This is a genomic window from Bacteroides mediterraneensis (assembly GCF_016900355.1).
Classification (GTDB): domain Bacteria; phylum Bacteroidota; class Bacteroidia; order Bacteroidales; family Bacteroidaceae; genus Phocaeicola.
In genome coordinates this window covers 1-15,629 of the sequence record NZ_JACJKA010000016.1, presented here as the reverse complement: position 1 = coordinate 15,629, position 15,629 = coordinate 1, and the positions used below count along the sequence as shown (strand labels likewise).

Annotated in this window: 16 protein-coding genes and 1 pseudogene; 10 read left to right on the top strand and 7 right to left on the bottom strand. The window is 36.3% G+C overall.

Annotation, left to right across the window (positions count from 1 at the left end; genetic code table 11):
* Positions 1 to 3: 3 nt before the first annotated feature.
* The 5 genes from H6A28_RS09575 to H6A28_RS09555 all read right to left on the bottom strand — a co-directional run bounded on the left by H6A28_RS09575 (position 4) and on the right by H6A28_RS09555 (position 4,897).
* Positions 4 to 591, bottom strand: a complete 588-nt coding sequence (locus H6A28_RS09575; protein ID WP_204479978.1) for a hypothetical protein — start codon at positions 589 to 591, stop codon at positions 4 to 6.
* A 289-nt stretch (positions 592 to 880) separates the two neighbouring features.
* Positions 881 to 1,486, bottom strand: coding sequence for a Crp/Fnr family transcriptional regulator (locus tag H6A28_RS09570; protein ID WP_204479976.1), 606 nt, complete (start codon positions 1,484 to 1,486; stop codon positions 881 to 883).
* 225 nt (positions 1,487 to 1,711) lie between these two features.
* Complete coding sequence (locus H6A28_RS09565; protein WP_204479974.1) at positions 1,712 to 2,854, bottom strand: hypothetical protein; 1,143 nt, start codon at positions 2,852 to 2,854, stop codon at positions 1,712 to 1,714.
* An 890-nt stretch (positions 2,855 to 3,744) separates the two neighbouring features.
* Positions 3,745 to 4,203: a DUF3408 domain-containing protein gene (locus tag H6A28_RS09560; protein ID WP_204479972.1), complete on the bottom strand. Its 459-nt coding sequence runs from the start codon at positions 4,201 to 4,203 to the stop codon at positions 3,745 to 3,747.
* 1 nt (position 4,204) lies between these two features.
* Positions 4,205 to 4,897: a ParA family protein gene (locus H6A28_RS09555; RefSeq protein ID WP_204479971.1), complete on the bottom strand. Its 693-nt coding sequence runs from the start codon at positions 4,895 to 4,897 to the stop codon at positions 4,205 to 4,207.
* Positions 4,898 to 5,407: 510 nt separating this feature from the next.
* Between H6A28_RS09555 and H6A28_RS09550 the strand changes: the two genes are divergently transcribed.
* The 7 genes and pseudogenes from H6A28_RS09550 to H6A28_RS09520 form a co-directional block, all read left to right on the top strand.
* Positions 5,408 to 5,716, top strand: a complete 309-nt coding sequence (locus H6A28_RS09550) for a plasmid mobilization protein (protein ID WP_175631611.1) — start codon at positions 5,408 to 5,410, stop codon at positions 5,714 to 5,716.
* Position 5,717: 1 nt separating this feature from the next.
* Positions 5,718 to 7,115, top strand: coding sequence for a relaxase/mobilization nuclease domain-containing protein (locus H6A28_RS09545; RefSeq protein WP_204479969.1), 1,398 nt, complete (start codon positions 5,718 to 5,720; stop codon positions 7,113 to 7,115).
* Positions 7,116 to 7,126: 11 nt separating this feature from the next.
* On the top strand, positions 7,127 to 8,080 hold the full coding sequence (locus H6A28_RS09540; RefSeq protein ID WP_204479967.1) for a hypothetical protein: 954 nt from the start codon (positions 7,127 to 7,129) through the stop codon (positions 8,078 to 8,080).
* Positions 8,081 to 8,136: 56 nt separating this feature from the next.
* Positions 8,137 to 8,424: an HU family DNA-binding protein gene (locus H6A28_RS09535; protein WP_204479965.1), complete on the top strand. Its 288-nt coding sequence runs from the start codon at positions 8,137 to 8,139 to the stop codon at positions 8,422 to 8,424.
* Between the two features lie 127 nt (positions 8,425 to 8,551).
* Positions 8,552 to 8,836 (top strand): hypothetical protein, encoded by a 285-nt coding sequence (locus H6A28_RS09530; protein ID WP_195298399.1) that lies wholly within the window; start codon positions 8,552 to 8,554, stop codon positions 8,834 to 8,836.
* Entirely contained in the window at positions 8,833 to 9,282 is a 450-nt protein-coding gene (locus H6A28_RS09525; protein WP_087209068.1) for a LexA family protein, read from the top strand. Before H6A28_RS09530 ends, H6A28_RS09525 begins: the two co-directional genes overlap by 4 nt.
* A pseudogene (locus tag H6A28_RS09520) lies at positions 9,279 to 9,560 on the top strand (SOS mutagenesis and repair protein UmuC); the annotation flags it as partial. The gene H6A28_RS09525 and the pseudogene H6A28_RS09520, both read left to right, overlap by 4 nt.
* Here H6A28_RS09520 and H6A28_RS09515 read toward each other — a convergent pair.
* A complete protein-coding gene (locus H6A28_RS09515) occupies positions 9,543 to 10,199 on the bottom strand; it encodes a DUF6624 domain-containing protein (RefSeq protein WP_430641275.1) in 657 nt (218 codons plus the stop codon). The pseudogene H6A28_RS09520 and the gene H6A28_RS09515 sit on opposite strands and share 18 nt — an antisense overlap.
* A 279-nt stretch (positions 10,200 to 10,478) precedes the next feature.
* Between H6A28_RS09515 and H6A28_RS09510 the strand changes: the two genes are divergently transcribed.
* Positions 10,479 to 11,750 carry a Y-family DNA polymerase gene (locus tag H6A28_RS09510; RefSeq protein WP_204479961.1) on the top strand — a complete coding sequence of 424 codons (1,272 nt, stop codon included), beginning with the start codon at positions 10,479 to 10,481 and terminating at the stop codon, positions 11,748 to 11,750.
* 695 nt (positions 11,751 to 12,445) lie between these two features.
* Here H6A28_RS09510 and H6A28_RS09505 read toward each other — a convergent pair.
* The gene (locus H6A28_RS09505; protein ID WP_204479959.1) at positions 12,446 to 13,276 is read right to left on the bottom strand and encodes a hypothetical protein; all 831 of its coding nucleotides are present in this window, start codon (positions 13,274 to 13,276) and stop codon (positions 12,446 to 12,448) included.
* Between the two features lie 572 nt (positions 13,277 to 13,848).
* On the opposite strand from H6A28_RS09505, the gene H6A28_RS09500 reads away from it, so the two are divergent.
* Both H6A28_RS09500 and H6A28_RS09495 read left to right on the top strand, forming a co-directional pair.
* Positions 13,849 to 14,064 (top strand): winged helix-turn-helix domain-containing protein, encoded by a 216-nt coding sequence (locus H6A28_RS09500; RefSeq protein ID WP_087213221.1) that lies wholly within the window; start codon positions 13,849 to 13,851, stop codon positions 14,062 to 14,064.
* A 165-nt stretch (positions 14,065 to 14,229) separates the two neighbouring features.
* Complete coding sequence (locus tag H6A28_RS09495) at positions 14,230 to 14,802, top strand: hypothetical protein (RefSeq protein WP_118419706.1); 573 nt, start codon at positions 14,230 to 14,232, stop codon at positions 14,800 to 14,802.
* The last annotated feature ends 827 nt before the right edge of the window (positions 14,803 to 15,629 follow it).

Here is a 15,629-nt window from a genome sequence, read left to right as displayed (position 1 = left end):
TTTTTATTTATAAAGGAGAATCTTCAATCCCGCATTCCATACGGTGTTCCAGTTCTTTACAGACAACGGACTCCACATTTCTTTTATTCCGATGGTGAATGCGAGCTTTGGCAATATGAAAAGTTCTATTTCAGTCCCTATTTCCGGACCAACGATAAATTGATACTCTTTTGATGGATGTCTGGTGTATTCTGTGCCCAGAAAACATCCTATACCTATATTCCAGTAGATTGATTTAAGGTTACTGGCTATTGTTCGGTTATAACTGCCGTTTACAAACCAGTTCCGGGCTGTTTCTTCCCTTTGTTGGTTCTGCATTACCGGCATTATACCTAAAGGCTGGGTTGCTTCAGTATTGACTGAATAATCGAAACTCTTTTCAAAATAATTCAATCCGGCTTTCCAGTAGGATGTTCTGTCAATGTATTTTGAGAATGATATATTTGCCATGTTATCAGCTTTCCCGAATATATTGGTACCATAACTACCTTCTAAAGCTGAAATCCTCTTGTAGTGTCTCTGTGCTTTAATCACACTGCCTCCAGTAAACAGGAGGAGAATCAGTATTACGATTTTCATGTTGCTGTACATAGTGCTTTCTATTTTTAAAGTTAATATTATCCAGTTTATTATTTTTATGTTTTATCATATCCTAATTTAGTAATTGTATCAAATCCTGCTCATTATGTCAGGAAATTCAATTGATTCTGTCCAAACATATAGATAATATGCAAAACCGCAAATAAAAAGACATTTTAATTCCGCAATATGCTGTTTTATTAATCTAGTTTCATTTTTTGTTATGATGTAAAACATATAATGGCAAGCACAAAAAAAGACAGGATACTAGTTGTGTAAAAGTATCCTGTCCTTTTGTAAGCTATCTGAAGATCTTTTTTCTGGCTTTACTGAGAGCCTGTGGTGTTATTCCGATGTACCTTGCTATTTCCTTTAACGGAACATGTTTAAAAAGCCATTTTTCTTTATTTAATACCTTTTCATACCTTTGGTCGGCAGTCATGCAGTGTATTCCTTCTTCTCTTTCTATTCTGTGCATAAGAGATTTTTCAAGGTGGAAAATAGCCAGCTTACAGAAATTGAAAGATTCTCCGAACATCTCATAAGCCTTGTGCTTTTTCATTCGCCATACCTTACAGTTTGTATTGGCTTTGATACTGTAACAGGCTTTGTGTTCCGGATTATGCAGGAAAAAAGGATTTATGAATGCCCTGTCATCCATAAATCGTGCATTAACAAAGCCACCCTTTGCGTCAGGAAAGCAGATGTTCAGGATTCCTTCTTCCAAATAGTAGAAATGCTCAACCAATTCATCTTTAGTAATCAGATAATGTCCTTTTTTTAAATGAAATGGTTCGAAATTCTCTTCAAAATAGATTTTTTCTTCTTGCGTAAAACGGATGTGTTCTTGAAGCCCCATCTTCTCGATGGTTTCTTCAATGAGTTTAGTTATTTGTCTAGGTGCCATAAATATATATAATGGCACGGTTCCGCCGTGCCAAACGAGGGAGTGGTGTCGCCCTTATAAAGCACTGCTTCCCCGCGCCGTATTATTCGGTACGGGTTCGCAGCTGCTTTATAGTTTAACTTCTGACACCACTCTTCCGTTTGGCAGCTGTACGTATGTAAAAAACGGATTCCCATATTACATGGAAATCCGTTGCAAAGTTATTAAAAAATATTCATTTATTGCCTAAAATGGCCTAATATCTGCCATATTTACAATACAATTTTCTTTTGGTGGCATCTTCAAAACGTGGATATAAGTATTTCTATATATCTCGTTTTTTATTTCCATATCAGCATCACTGTATGCCCACTCAGTAAATTCCTCATTAAAGCTTCCGCTGCCGAATATGAAACAATCTTTATATTTATAGGTCTCATATACTTGTACGCCTTTTTTTCTTAAGAAGGCATCTTTGAGCCCTTCATAATATTTTGCGGTAATTATTGCTTTTGCTTTTTCATCAAAATATTTGAGGGTTTCTTCCGAAAATCTGAATTTTACGCTATAGGCCCACTTTTCATTTTCCTTTTTCACAAATTCGTATTCGAATTTTGTTTGTGTCAGATTCTTGTTTATTGCATTTAATGTTGCAATTACTTTTTTCTTGCGATCATGGTTGTTTGCTATGTTTATATCGAAGTGCTTGGCCAATTCATCTACTGTCAATGTAAACTCTGGTTCCTGACCTTGTTGTATCTTATGTTTTATAAGTAAAATCATTTTGGACAAATTCAGATAGAATTTCCGGTATGCTCGTTTATTGGGCAGGCACCTATAGTCTTTAAGGTCTATCAGATTATATCCGGTGAACATCATATTCTTCAAATCTTTGCTAAGATTTACCTTATACAATCGCTTTGTCCTTTTCTTTGTCCCAAAATTGTCCTTGATGTCGAAGCTTTCTAAAATAGGAATAAATTTGAATTTAGTTACTCCATTTACAGTATAGCCAACACTGAGTGTATTCTTACCTAAACTGAATAAGGCAGACTCAAAAAATGTCTCTATAGGATGTTCTATCTGCTCACCCTCATATTCAGTTTTATAAATAGGCGTTAACTGGCCAAATGTTTTTGCTTTCTGTTCTTCGGTCAACTTGCGCTGGAGTTTTGTCCTGTCATACCCCATAACCGTGCAGAAGTCTTCAATTGAAAACCACATGTCGCCGAACAGATCCTTCATTTGCGTGTTAGCGGCAAAAATTATGATATCATGCATGATTGTTCCTCCTGATTCAATTAATAAATCAAGACTAGCACCATTATTGGGTTCGCTTAGTGTTCGTGGTACCCTGCTGAGTTCTTTGTATTGTTCTGTTTCAACCATAATTTTACCGTTTGTTTGCAAATATAGCGATTTTCTATTCATTTAGTGTATTATTTATACACTAAATAGCTAATAATGAAATAATTCATTCGTCCAGATGTGTAAAAGTGTCCCAGTTGCTCTTTTCTATTCGTACAATAAAAATTATGCCACAAAAGGGGCAGTTACAAAAATTAACATAAAGTTTTTACCTGGCTTTTATTCAAAGTATTTCCATTAGTTGTGTAAAACCGTCCTAAAACGATGGTTTTATGCCTTCCCAGATGTGTAAAAGTGTCCTGATTACTTCTCCCAGATGTGTAAAAGTGTCCCAGTTGCTTCTCTCAGATGTGTAAAAGTGTCCTGATTACTTCTCCCAGATGTGTAAAAGTGTCCCAGTTGCTTCTCTCAGATGTGTAAAAGTGTCCCGGCTTCGAAGCCAGTTGTGTAAAAGTGTCCCATTCTTAGTTTTGCGTTTATTCCCCGAAAGCCTTTCGCCAAGCGGTATCTACGGTTTTTCTGTTTTTGCCAGATGTGTAAAAGTGTCCCACATATTCATAATACCCTAAAAACCTAAATAAAGAAATGCTTCGACTTGTGTAAACATACTTTCGGAAAAATATTATCGGGTTAAATGCTAAATTATTTACATATATTAACTATTCTCCTTTAGCGATATAAAAATTAGGGGCACTTTCCCGCAGTTGTGTAAAAGTGTCCCACTTACCCCTGATTTCACTAATAGTTGTGCAAAAGCGTCCGGGTTATACAATCATCAGTTTATGCTACCTCATATGTTCATCTATGACATGCGCGATTATGTTTAAGTTAAAAAAAACGGGTAAAACAGGATTCTTATACTCCTGCTTTACCCATTACCTGGCTTTTGATTCTGTAACAGATTCAAAATACTATAAACTCATATATTTCTTTACTGCTGCTTGAATTTCTTTATTGTATTTTTCAAATGCTATTTCCAGAATATTAGTTGCCAATACGTGCATACTTACATCAGATACATTGGCAAGTCTCTTCAGTTTAGCATGAGTTTCTTTTGATATGCGGATCATCTCCACTTCTTTTATTTTCCTTTCCTGGAATAATAAACTGTACTCTTCCTTTCGATTGCAAGACTTGTTCTTTTCCTTATCCTCTTGTTCGTCCTTGTTCTTTTTTTCCGAAAGTACGTTTTCTTCAGGTTTGATAACTTCTTTTACTTCCTGTGGTTGCTCTTCGCCATTCTGTTTTGTCTGCTCTGTTTCCACAGTTATTGTAGGAGCCACGTTTTCTGTTTCCTTTATTTCCTTTTCCATCTTGGATGCATTAGCCAAGAGCTTGCTCATGCCGATTGAAGTTGTTTTATTTCCCATGTTACTCCTCCTCTATATGTTTGCTGATTAATTCTATAACTTCCTCACAAAACTGGTCACACGGATGATGGTAATTACTGCTCAACGTTGACAAGTTCCTCTGATAATCTACTCTTGAATCTTTTATAAAGCTTTCCATGAGCTGGAAAGGAAGGTTTTCCTTTTTACTGACTAACTCTTTGAACTCAATGACATTCGTCATTACCCTATTCATTACACCTCTTACAGTTGTCTTTAAGCCATTTTCTTTTCTTGCCTTTATTATATTTTTATACACATTATCGTAGAAATATAGTGTTGCGCTTAAATCCGTATTGTTTGGTTCAAAAGGCATAATTACGATGTCTATGAAATGTAAAGCCTCTATAACGCCGTTTTGTTTCAGGTTGCCTGGGAAGTCTACTAATATGACATCAAAACTTTCCTTCAGCATATCAAGCTGATTGATAAACTCTGAAGAAGATATGTTCATCACTTCATATTCTTCCTTCAGGTTATTGCTTTCATCACTTTCTGACTGACGTAGCCTTCCCATTGTATTCTGCATGTCGTCTATATCTACAACCCCAATATTAATGCCATCCTCGCCCATTGAGTGTACGTAACCGGCAAATAACGCAGTAAGGGTTGACTTTCCTACCCCACCTTTGGGGTTCTCAAAAGCTAAAGTAATACCAGGTAATTTTTTTCCCATATGCTATTAAATTATGTTCTTTTGCAAATATATACTTTATAAATTACTTATGCAAGAAATCACATTATTTATTACTTGAAAAAGTAAGATATTTATTCATAACGTAAGATATTAATAAATAACATATAAACTATATTATGATATTAACAACATAAGAAATTATGTTATAAAGTAAGTAAGTAATAAAGTAATAATGTAACAATGTTATAATATTACATTGTTACTAATGATACAAAGTGATGATGTAACTAATAAACGTATGTAATATTGTATATATGTAACATATGTTATTCTGTTATATATTTACGTTTGTTACATAATTACTTATTATATCCTTGATTTTTTAATCCAGATTAATTAAATCAATAAAACCCCCAGGGTTTATTGCTTATCATAATTATCTTGATTACTTTAGTACACGCAAGGTATGTTTTTGTACGTACAAAAACACCTTGCATCAACCGAGTTGATGTTTATAACTCACTTTGTTCATTATAATAATATAATTTCATGAATGAGAAAAGAACAGCTCGTTTAGAGTTAAGACTAACTTTTGAGGAGAAGGAAAAGTTGAGTAAAATGGCTCAAGAAAGAGGTAAAACTATTGCTCAAATTATAAGAGAATTAGTTATTAATGATAAATTAGTTACTAAAACTGATATTCAAACTGTTATAGAATTAAAGAGAATAGGGAACAATATCAATCAGATAGCGAAACAAATTAATCTGATTCCTCATGAAGATAATATTAAACTTTATCTTCAGGAACTACACGATATTTTAAATATGCTATCAGTAATAACAAAAAAACTTGTTTGATATGATTGCTAAAATTGAACCGGCTTTTTCATCCATGTCAACATTAAGCAGAAAAATAGATTATCAGTTGGAGAAGATTTCTTCTGGTGAAGCAAAAGAATTATTCAACTCTACGGGTGATTCTTTATCTTCTTTTTCTGATTATATGTTTCTTTTCTCTTCGCTTAATGACAGGGTGAAATTACCTTATTCTGAAATCACCTTGAATCTTTCTCCAGGTGAAAGATTGTCTGAGGCTAATTGGATTAATCTCTCTAAGGAATATATGGAGAAGATGGGTTATGGGAACTGTTGTTACTCCATTATTTTAAATAAAGACAAGGAACACTCTCATGTCCATATATTACACAGTCGCATAGATTCAGAAGGTAAATCCGTATCAAATTCTTTGGATTACAAACGCTCTGAAAAGTTAGCACGGGAACTTGAAAAGAAATATAATCTTGTCAGCCTTAAAGCAAACGAAAGAACTAAAGAACGATTATCCTCAATATCCGGACAACGCTACTATTTTGATAATGCTTTAAAGAAAGCACTCAGAAATTATGCTGTTAAAGAAAGGGTGATGAGTATTTTATCTTCTTCAGGTGCAGCTGAACTGCTTGGCGACAGATTACAAAAATCAAAGCTGAGCAATGAAGAATGGATGTCAGTTCTTGGCAATCATGAATATGATTCAATTCTTTCTATCCTTAAAAAAGGTGGCTTCCTGAAATCTTTATATAAGGATGATCTTTTATCCAGACTTGATAAAGCTTTTGCTTCAAGTACCACCTTTCAGGAGTTCAGGGCCAATTTGCAGAAGGAAGGAGTGTATATGCGTCTGACAAGTAAGAAAGACAAGTCCTATTATGTTTATGGTCTGTCCGAAGATTCATTTTATATTAAGGATACATCCTTGCCTCAGAAATTCAGATATGGATATATGAACTTTGATGCAAAGTCAATGTCATACGATGAACAGAAACATTACTTGTTCAATAAACTGAATCTGATATTGGATAAATCAGATTCTTATGATGAATTTAAGCGTTTATTGAAAGAATCTGGTATAGGTATAAAGGAACATGTGAATAGTAAAGGCATATATGGACTTACTTATTCCGTCATGGATACAGATATTCCATTTGAATTTAAGGCTTCCGATATATCTCGCAAATTTACCTATGCTAATATTCTGAGTCATTTCTCCAATGAATCGTTGTTGCATGACAACACGATTCACAGAGTAGGGGAGTGGCGAGAGTCTTTAGAACGCGATAATGAGTATATGTCACATTCTGCTCTTCCTTTTATACCGGATATTGATATTACCGGCGGTAGCAGGAAAAATAGAGAAGATGATCTTCCGCCTTTGAAACGGAAAAAGAAACATAAAAATAATGATTTGTCACTTTAAAAATATCAAATATGAATTTCCAGTCGCTTTTCAAAGAATATACTCCAGTAGAGTATGGTGATTTTTTTCGCCTTTATAGAATCAACAACAGGGGTTATGTCATTTACTGTAATGAAAATAACGTAATTTGCTGTATGGAATTATACGGTTTTACGGATATTTCGGTTATTATGCTGGCTGAATTACTGAAGGTTAATTTAGAAGAATTGGAAGATTGCGAAGAGTTTTCCCTGCCTGTTCGTTGCAACAGACAACAAATAATAGATTATTTGTTTGATGTTTCGGCAAAAGAAACAAATGTGAAACTAAAGCATGTATCTGGACTGCATGGCTATTTGCTCAAATCTATACATCAAGATAAATCAGGGCTGGATGCCTATCGCAACCTATTTCAATTTGATTCTGTTAAGGGAACTACAAGACTTTTGTTTGACGATAATCAGTGCCTGGCTTCAATACGCACAGATAAGTCTGGTTCTGTATATATCTGCTGGAATCCTGTCTTTTTCTTTGGTCTGGATAAATCCGGTGATCCAGACTCAACAGGATATTTACTTGCTTCATCTTCAACTTTACTGATTGATTATGTTTTGTCCAAAATTTCTTGTGAAAGAGATATAATAGTAATGGCTGGTAGCAATTATTTAGAGGCTCTGCTTTTTATTTCTTCTTTCGTTACCTCACAAGATCTTTCTTATAAATTATCTGTTTGTTATGATGATATGAATGTGACCATTCAGTTCTTGAACTGGCCTACTCCTCAAAAGATTATTAATTTTATCTCACAGCTTAATAAGCATATCCCTAACGGTTATGAAAAGCTTTCGTGTGTTATGGTAAATAAGAAAATATATTTGCAGGTTCCGGCTATCCGTTCTTATTTAAAACCGTTGCTTTACTTATACTATGATTTGTTGTGTGATGGCTCTTTAAAATTGTCATTATTGAAATCTGATGCTTCCTAATTATTATCTTTGTGCCTATTTTAATGCATTTATTATAAACCTTTATAAATAGCTATATGACAAAATCTGAATTGGTTAAACAAATATCTTATTCTACTGGTATTGATTACGCAACAGTATTAACAGTAGTAGAGGCATTCATGTCTGAAGTAAAATCTTCATTGGCAAATCAGGAACCTGTCTTTTTAAGAGGCTTCGGCAGCTTTATCCTGAAGCATAGGGCAGAGAAAACCGCTCGCAATATTTCCAGAAACACTACAGTAATTGTACCGGAACATGATATACCAGCTTTCAAACCTGCCAAAGAGTTTGTCGCTTCAATAAGTAAATTGAAAAATATTTAATAGGGACGGTTTTACACAACTATCCATTTATCTGTATCACAACTATCTGTAGAGGGTGTATGATTAGGATAAAATTACACAACTAAATTATTCTATGTTATTTTTGAATTTGTAACATAATCAAAACATGAAAGATCAACTTGCTTTATTACGAAAATGCGTCTTAAATCAAATACCGGCTACTGTCTTTCAAGGTGATGATACCTGTACGGTAGAAGTATTGGAAGCAGCCATTGAAATCTACAGAAGACATGGCGCTTCTCGCGAATTTCTGTATGACTTCCAGAATGTGATTGAGGATGTCAAGGCTTATCAGAAACAGAATCCCCACAGATTAAAACTGGCTGATATGACTGAGGTTGAGAAAGAACTTCTTCGTAAGGAAATGCTGGAGAAAGGGCTTCTGGGATGAGCATAAAACTTACCATGTACTCTGCCGACCTGAGCAGCGAATTGCCATTGCCGTTTGCAGATCAGGGTGTGAGAGCTGGATTTCCTTCACCGGCTCAGGACTACATGACTGATAGCATAGACCTGAACCGGGAACTCATACGCCATCCGGCCACCACCTTCTATGCCCGTGCTTCCGGAGATTCTATGAAGGATTGCGGTATCGATGACGGTGACCTGCTTGTCATAGACAAAGCCCTGGAGCCTCAGGACGGTGACATCGTTGTGGCTTTCATCGATGGAGAGTTCACGCTTAAAACGGTGCGCTTTGACGATAATGAGAAATGTATCTGGCTCGTTCCGGCCAACGAGGAATACACTCCGATTAAGATTACAGAGGAGAACAACTTCCTGATATGGGGAGTTCTTACCTACAACATAAAAAGACAGCTTAGAAAAGGCAGATGATAGCCCTTGTTGATTGCAATAACTTCTACTGCTCATGCGAGCGCGTGTTCAATCCGCTGCTCCGTGACAAACCTGTCGTTGTTCTCTCGAACAATGACGGCTGTGTCGTGGCCAGAAGTAATGAAGTTAAGGCGATGGGCATCAAGATGGGGACACCTCTCTATCAGATCTGTGAAGTCTTGGAGGCAAACAATGTGGCTGTCTTCAGTTCCAACTACAATCTGTATGGTGATATGAGCCGCCGGGTAAAAAAGATATTTTCAATTCTGCTTAAACGATTTAAACCATGAATCAAAAATAGATTCATGTAGTTTTATATTGTTTTTGTAAAACTCTTTACTCCAGCCGGTTTTAAGTCCGCAGTCTTTCATATATTCACTCAAAGGCTCAAGCCCTATTTCCTTTCTTAGTGAATCGACCTTATCAATATCCTGTAGAGGGACCAGATAATCCACTCCATCCCTGGTTATTCTCTGCGTCCCATAAATCTGTTTTTGTCCTTGGTTCATAAGGCACCTGTCAGTCAGAAAAGCATATTGCCAGCCCTTAGCCGCACCATCTCGGACGGCTTCTTTCAGTATAGGTAAATACTTATTCTGGATTAAAGAATCTTGGGAATGTTGAATACAAAGGAAAATAGCCTCGTTCGCTTCATATCCAATATCATCGGGAGAAAGCCAACCGTATTGGTCAATGATCTCAGCAACTCTGACAGCATTTCTTCGGTCTATGTCGTCCATTATCCTTCTTATTTTATTTACATTTTGTTTCTTCTTCGAAGCATCAAGCAGTAGCAATCGTATGCTTTGATCTTCAATTCTCATCTCTTTTAATTCTTCCTCAATAGAATGTAGTTCTGCATCATACTCTTTTTCATAAGCATCTAGAATTCTGATGTAGGTCTTATTAAACGACATAGTATCTTGCTTATCCAAATAATAATGACAGCTATCAATGATACTTGACAAATTTTGTGCTTCTGATTTATTACAGAACAACAAAAGCAAACAGATATAAAACAAGTTCTTTAACATACTTCAAAAAATTAGACATAAAATACCTAACGTAGGCTTTTTTTTGTTTATCAAGCGCAAAGCTACATATATCCTGACACTTATTCAATACCCTGTAGGGTAGTTTTGATTATTGATGATTATAGTTTGCTATACTATTGATATCTTTGCAACAGAATATTTATGATAGCCCTTGTTGATTGCAATAACTTCTACTGCTCATGCGAGCGCGTGTTCAATCCGCTGCTCCGTGACAAACCTGTCGTTGTTCTCTCGAACAATGACGGCTGTGTCGTGGCCAGAAGTAATGAAGTTAAGGCGATGGGCATCAAGATGGGGACACCTCTCTATCAGATCCGTGACATCTTGGAGGCAAACAATGTGGCTGTTTTCAGTTCCAATTACAATCTGTATGGTGATATGAGCCGCCGGGTTATGATGCTGCTGTCCGAGTTTACGCCGGAACTGACACAGTACTCGATTGATGAAGCGTTCCTGGATCTCTCAGGCTTCGGAGAAGGGGAGAAACTGGTTTCCTACGGTCGGAAGATTGTAAAGACCATCGGAAAGGGTACAGGCATCCCGGTTACAATGGGCATTGCACCGACAAAGACTCTGGCGAAGGTGGCAAGCAGATACGGGAAAAAGTACAAGGGTTATGGAGGTGTTTGTATCATTGATACGGAAGATAAACGAATCAAAGCTTTACAAAGGTTCGAAATTGGCGAAGTCTGGGGTATCGGCCATCGGAGCTTGGATAAGCTGCGCTATTATGGTATAAATACCGCCTTAGATTTCACTCAGAAAAGCGAGAGTTTTGTGCGAAAATTACTTACAATAACCGGTGTCCGCACTTGGAAGGAGCTTCGTGGTGAATCTTGTATCGATGTCGAGGAACTGCCTCAGAAGAAAAGTATCTGTACCAGCCGCAGTTTCCCTGACTCTGGTCTGTCAGAACTCTCCAGCTTAGAGGAAGCAGTCGCCAACTTTTCTTCCGAATGTGTCCGTAAGCTCCGTATGCAGCACAGCTGCTGTACAGAGATAACAGTCTTCGCCTATACCAGCCGTTTCCGTCTTGATCTTCCACAACACTGCATCAACCGTACCATTCACCTGCAAGTACCTACAAATGACCTTCAGGAACTTGTAAGTACCGCAGTCCGGGCACTCCGCATAGATTTCCGCAAAGAAGGCGGTTACCAGTACAAGAAAGCCGGTGTCATTGTCTGGAACATAGTTCCTGATTCTGCCATACAGACCAACCTTTTCGACACCATTGACCGTGAGAAGCAGTCACGCTTGGCCGCTGCCATAGATGCCATCAACCGCAAGAACGGCCACAACACAATAAAGGTAGCAGTCCAGGGCACCACAGACAAATCGTGGCACCTCAAATGCGAACACATCAGCAAGCAGTACACCACCAACCTCGATGATGTCATCACGGTTAAATAAAAAAGCCCTCTGACAGACAGAGGGCATAGGATATCAAGCACACCCGAGAAGGATTGTTTAAAAGGAATACTGTCTTTATCCTACATCACAAATATACGCAATATTAAAAAATAAAACAAGCCCTCATTGGAGGGCTTGCATGACACTTTTAACCTCACGGTTATCTTGCATCATTAGAGCTATTTTTAATGTATTTATTCAAAGGTGTATGGTCTTATTACAACTCCAATATAGTGATTTTAAAAGAAAATCAGACTTAATATTCTCTGTTTTAAAGCATATTAATCCATTTGAAAAACTAAAGAGCACCCTTCTGTGGATGCTCTTTAGAGTTATCATTTGAAAAACTCGGACCTCACGGCTGGAAAAGTTTGCTGTGTACTCTTATTTTGTTTAACTGATACAAATGTACGTGTTTGCAATATCTTCCTACGAGTTTCTGAAAAGAAATTTATAACATCATGTAGATTTCTTTTTTGCCTTTCTCATTTATCGTGACTATACAGCAAGACGGATATACAGGTTCGTTCTTTAACTTTCTATATAGTCTTCTTATCTTGTACTTCTTTATGGCTTTCATTATGGCATTCATATCTTTTCCTTTTTCGGTAAAGATATGTTCGTTCTCTTTCTCTGTAAGTTATCACTATGTTATTGTATTGTTAATGAATTTAGTATGGTTACTCCTGCCAACCTTATAATTTCTTTTCTGCCATATTGAGATAGGTTGTATCAATCATTTTAAGGCATCTATTGTATTCATCCATGTTCTTTATGTATATCTCCTGACATTCTTCTGCCGCCTTTATCAGTCTTTGATTATCTCGCTCAAACAAGAACTTGTCCCACTCTTCATGTTTAAAATATGTGTCTGGTATGTATTTTATCAGTTCCTTTTCTAACTCAAACCCTTTTCTTGCTTTGAACATGTCCTCTATAATCCACATCTTGAAGATTTCAAAATACTCTGCAAACTGGTTTATCTTCATTTCCTGTCTTGATATGAATGTTTTAACAATACCTCCTTCTCCTCCAAACCAGTCTCCTAAGAGAATACCGTCATAGCAGAATCCCCTGATATTATCCTCTTTTTCTTTGTAGCAGAACCAGCAGTTACTGTTGAAAATGAAGAACACCTTCATTATATCTTTGTCAGTAATAAGACGGTTTTCCTTATGTATTTTGAAGAACCTTTCCTTGTATCTGTCAAAGAAGTGACCAGAAAAAATAAAGGCTTCGTCTCCTTTAACCGTACCGGTCAGCAGTTGACCTTTATACTTGAATATCATATTGAATGTTGCATTTATTATACCAACCTCTTTTTTTGATTCGGCATAAAATGATATGTACCATTCGTTATATTTCTTTGTTTTTATAGTAGTCTCCCAAAGCCATGGGAATGACTGCCTTTTCAGTATAAGTTTCCTGAATTTAGTAGAGAATTTTCTCCATCTGGCTTTTACTTCCCTTGAGTCTGATTTAATTTCTCTCAGTACCTCTTCTGTTGTCATTGTGTCCAGTATCATATAAATTATATCTTGGGTTTATAAAACTTATTTTATAATAATATTGGTTCTCCCTTCAGGTATAACCAAATATTGTAAAGAAGTATATACATTAGCAGAGAAATCAGACCAGGGAGGAAGAAGAAAAATAGCTGATTTACTTTGTTATTACAAAACTAATATTTTCTCCTGATGATGATAATTTAAATGGTTATATTTTTAAGTTATCCATCAATTATTTGCTTTTGTCAGATGTTCTTCGTAATTTTATGAAACTCAGGTGGAGGTTCTGGTAATAGCCTATTACGGAAGACGTGCATGGCTCTGGGCGGTTAAGGCAACTTAACCGCTTTTTCTTTTCAATTTTTCTTTGATGATAGAAAATTTCTGTATCTTTGCCTCGTTATAAGACACTTATAACACTCCAATACTGTTATTCCCTTTTCATCTCTTATATTCTTGACAGTAAATCAAAGCACATTATAATTTAAGTTTATAGCTGCATCTGCGGCACGTCTATCGTATCCTTTCCAGGTTGTGATAGACATTTCCTCATTTTTTTACTTTTCATTATTTATTTAATCAATTTCAATATGGAACAGGTATTAATTGGTCAGAATGCCGGCGTTATCTGGCATATTCTCGATGGTAAAAAGAGTGTTGAACTTGCACACCTTAAAAAGGAATCTAAACTTTCAGACGCAGAGTTCTGGGCTGCTATCGGTTGGTTGTCTAAAGAAGACAAACTTTCCTTCTCTACAGAAAAAGTAGGTAAGAAGATAGTGAAGACATACTCTCTGAAAGACTGATTCATTGCGCATTTATGCTGTAGGCTTGCTTGATTCCTGATGGGATAGGCAAGTCTTTTTTTTACAATAAATTTTACAACACAATACGTTCAAATTATTTAATTTTGATTTTGTGACATAATCAAAATTCACTATTTTTGTCCCAAACCACACAAATCAGCTTATATGGAAAATAAATTTGAACTAGTTGAAAAATATAATATTGATGTGGATGTCTTTATTGATGAAGACGGTGTAACTCCTGTTGGAAAACTCCCTGACAACCATCTTACCAAAGAGTTTCTTCGCCTGTATTTTACTGGACAGATTACAAAGGTCTGGAAGAGATGGCTTTCTGATATATATTATGCGATGACTTCAAAAGGAAAGGAAATCTTTCTTCCTAAAACTAATCTTACAGCCTGGGATATTGAGAAGATTATTAATGACAAGCGTGGCGGAAAAAGAGCAGGTGCGGGCCCCAAGCTGAAGACTGGTTATGTAACGACAACTTTAAGGATACCTTCTACCCTGAAAGAGAGTTTCAAGTGCTATATCGATATGTACACTCAGTACTTCAAAGGTGATGAAGAAAACATTCCATATTTCACAAACGAAGAAGATAGGCTGAACACAATCAGGGATATGATGAGTGTACTAAAATATGAAGAGCATCTGATATATGAACGTAGAAGAAGAGCTGCCGAGGAAGAGGAAAACAAACGTCAGCTCAAACTCTTTGGTGACGAAAATCAATGATATTATAGCTTTTGAATCTGTAACACAATCAAATCAGATTAGGGTATGCTTGGTTGTTCCTTGCATACCTTTTTTATGTCCTTTGCTTTCTTTTCCCTTCTATCCCATATAAACATTATTCTTTCTGGTACCTCCAACATTTACTACAAAAGTAACTCTAAGGATGTCCCTTACAGTTGCCTTATAATCCTAATGCTCGAATTATCAACACTATACATTTTGCCATCTTTTTTGTCTCTCACCAACATTCTGTACAAAAGTAACTCTAAGCTTTCCCTACGAGCAATAAACTATTTCCTGGTGTAGGTAAATATGATAAACAAAAAGCTGTTCGTCACACCTTTCAGGAAGACTAAAGCCTGTCCGTTACTGGTCTACTCTCTTTACAGTGAACCTTTGTTCTTTTGTCCCAAATCTCTTAATCGGTATAACTCTTTTTCCGATTGTCTTAGAATGGTCTTTTTGTCTGTCCGCTTCCTCATTCCAGGTCGAAATATCCCCATCTGAGAGCCTTTGTTTTTTGACGGCAAATTTATAAGGGTTAGTGGAAATGAAAGAGTTCCGGCTAAGAGCCTTTGCCCTGAAAAAAATAACGATGTTGTCTGCGACTTCCCCAACATTTTTTTCGTTCAAAACTTTTCTAATTCCACTTTTCCTGAAAAGACAATGCCGTAAAAAAAAGGCTCAAACTCAGATGGGGAATGATTCTCAATCTAAAAAAAAAGTCAGCGGACAAAAGACCAAACCAAGACAAAGGTTTTAAAAAAAAGGTCTAAATCTAGCTGAAGAATAATTCAAGGTTTAACACTCTAAAGCATACGGATATG

What these genes read in the sequence shown, in the direction of transcription:
- H6A28_RS09575 (WP_204479978.1), bottom strand. Translation starts at nt 591, where the DNA reads ATGTACAGCAACATGAAAATCGTAATACTGATTCTCCTCCTGTTTACT.
- H6A28_RS09570 (WP_204479976.1), bottom strand. Translation starts at nt 1,486, where the DNA reads ATGGCACCTAGACAAATAACTAAACTCATTGAAGAAACCATCGAGAAG.
- H6A28_RS09565 (WP_204479974.1), bottom strand. Translation starts at nt 2,854, where the DNA reads ATGGTTGAAACAGAACAATACAAAGAACTCAGCAGGGTACCACGAACA.
- H6A28_RS09560 (WP_204479972.1), bottom strand. Translation starts at nt 4,203, where the DNA reads ATGGGAAATAAAACAACTTCAATCGGCATGAGCAAGCTCTTGGCTAAT.
- H6A28_RS09555 (WP_204479971.1), bottom strand. Translation starts at nt 4,897, where the DNA reads ATGGGAAAAAAATTACCTGGTATTACTTTAGCTTTTGAGAACCCCAAA.
- H6A28_RS09550 (WP_175631611.1), top strand. Translation starts at nt 5,408, where the DNA reads ATGAATGAGAAAAGAACAGCTCGTTTAGAGTTAAGACTAACTTTTGAG.
- H6A28_RS09545 (WP_204479969.1), top strand. Translation starts at nt 5,718, where the DNA reads ATGATTGCTAAAATTGAACCGGCTTTTTCATCCATGTCAACATTAAGC.
- H6A28_RS09540 (WP_204479967.1), top strand. Translation starts at nt 7,127, where the DNA reads ATGAATTTCCAGTCGCTTTTCAAAGAATATACTCCAGTAGAGTATGGT.
- H6A28_RS09535 (WP_204479965.1), top strand. Translation starts at nt 8,137, where the DNA reads ATGACAAAATCTGAATTGGTTAAACAAATATCTTATTCTACTGGTATT.
- H6A28_RS09530 (WP_195298399.1), top strand. Translation starts at nt 8,552, where the DNA reads ATGAAAGATCAACTTGCTTTATTACGAAAATGCGTCTTAAATCAAATA.
- H6A28_RS09525 (WP_087209068.1), top strand. Translation starts at nt 8,833, where the DNA reads ATGAGCATAAAACTTACCATGTACTCTGCCGACCTGAGCAGCGAATTG.
- H6A28_RS09515 (WP_430641275.1), bottom strand. Translation starts at nt 10,199, where the DNA reads ATGTCGTTTAATAAGACCTACATCAGAATTCTAGATGCTTATGAAAAA.
- H6A28_RS09510 (WP_204479961.1), top strand. Translation starts at nt 10,479, where the DNA reads ATGATAGCCCTTGTTGATTGCAATAACTTCTACTGCTCATGCGAGCGC.
- H6A28_RS09505 (WP_204479959.1), bottom strand. Translation starts at nt 13,276, where the DNA reads ATGATACTGGACACAATGACAACAGAAGAGGTACTGAGAGAAATTAAA.
- H6A28_RS09500 (WP_087213221.1), top strand. Translation starts at nt 13,849, where the DNA reads ATGGAACAGGTATTAATTGGTCAGAATGCCGGCGTTATCTGGCATATT.
- H6A28_RS09495 (WP_118419706.1), top strand. Translation starts at nt 14,230, where the DNA reads ATGGAAAATAAATTTGAACTAGTTGAAAAATATAATATTGATGTGGAT.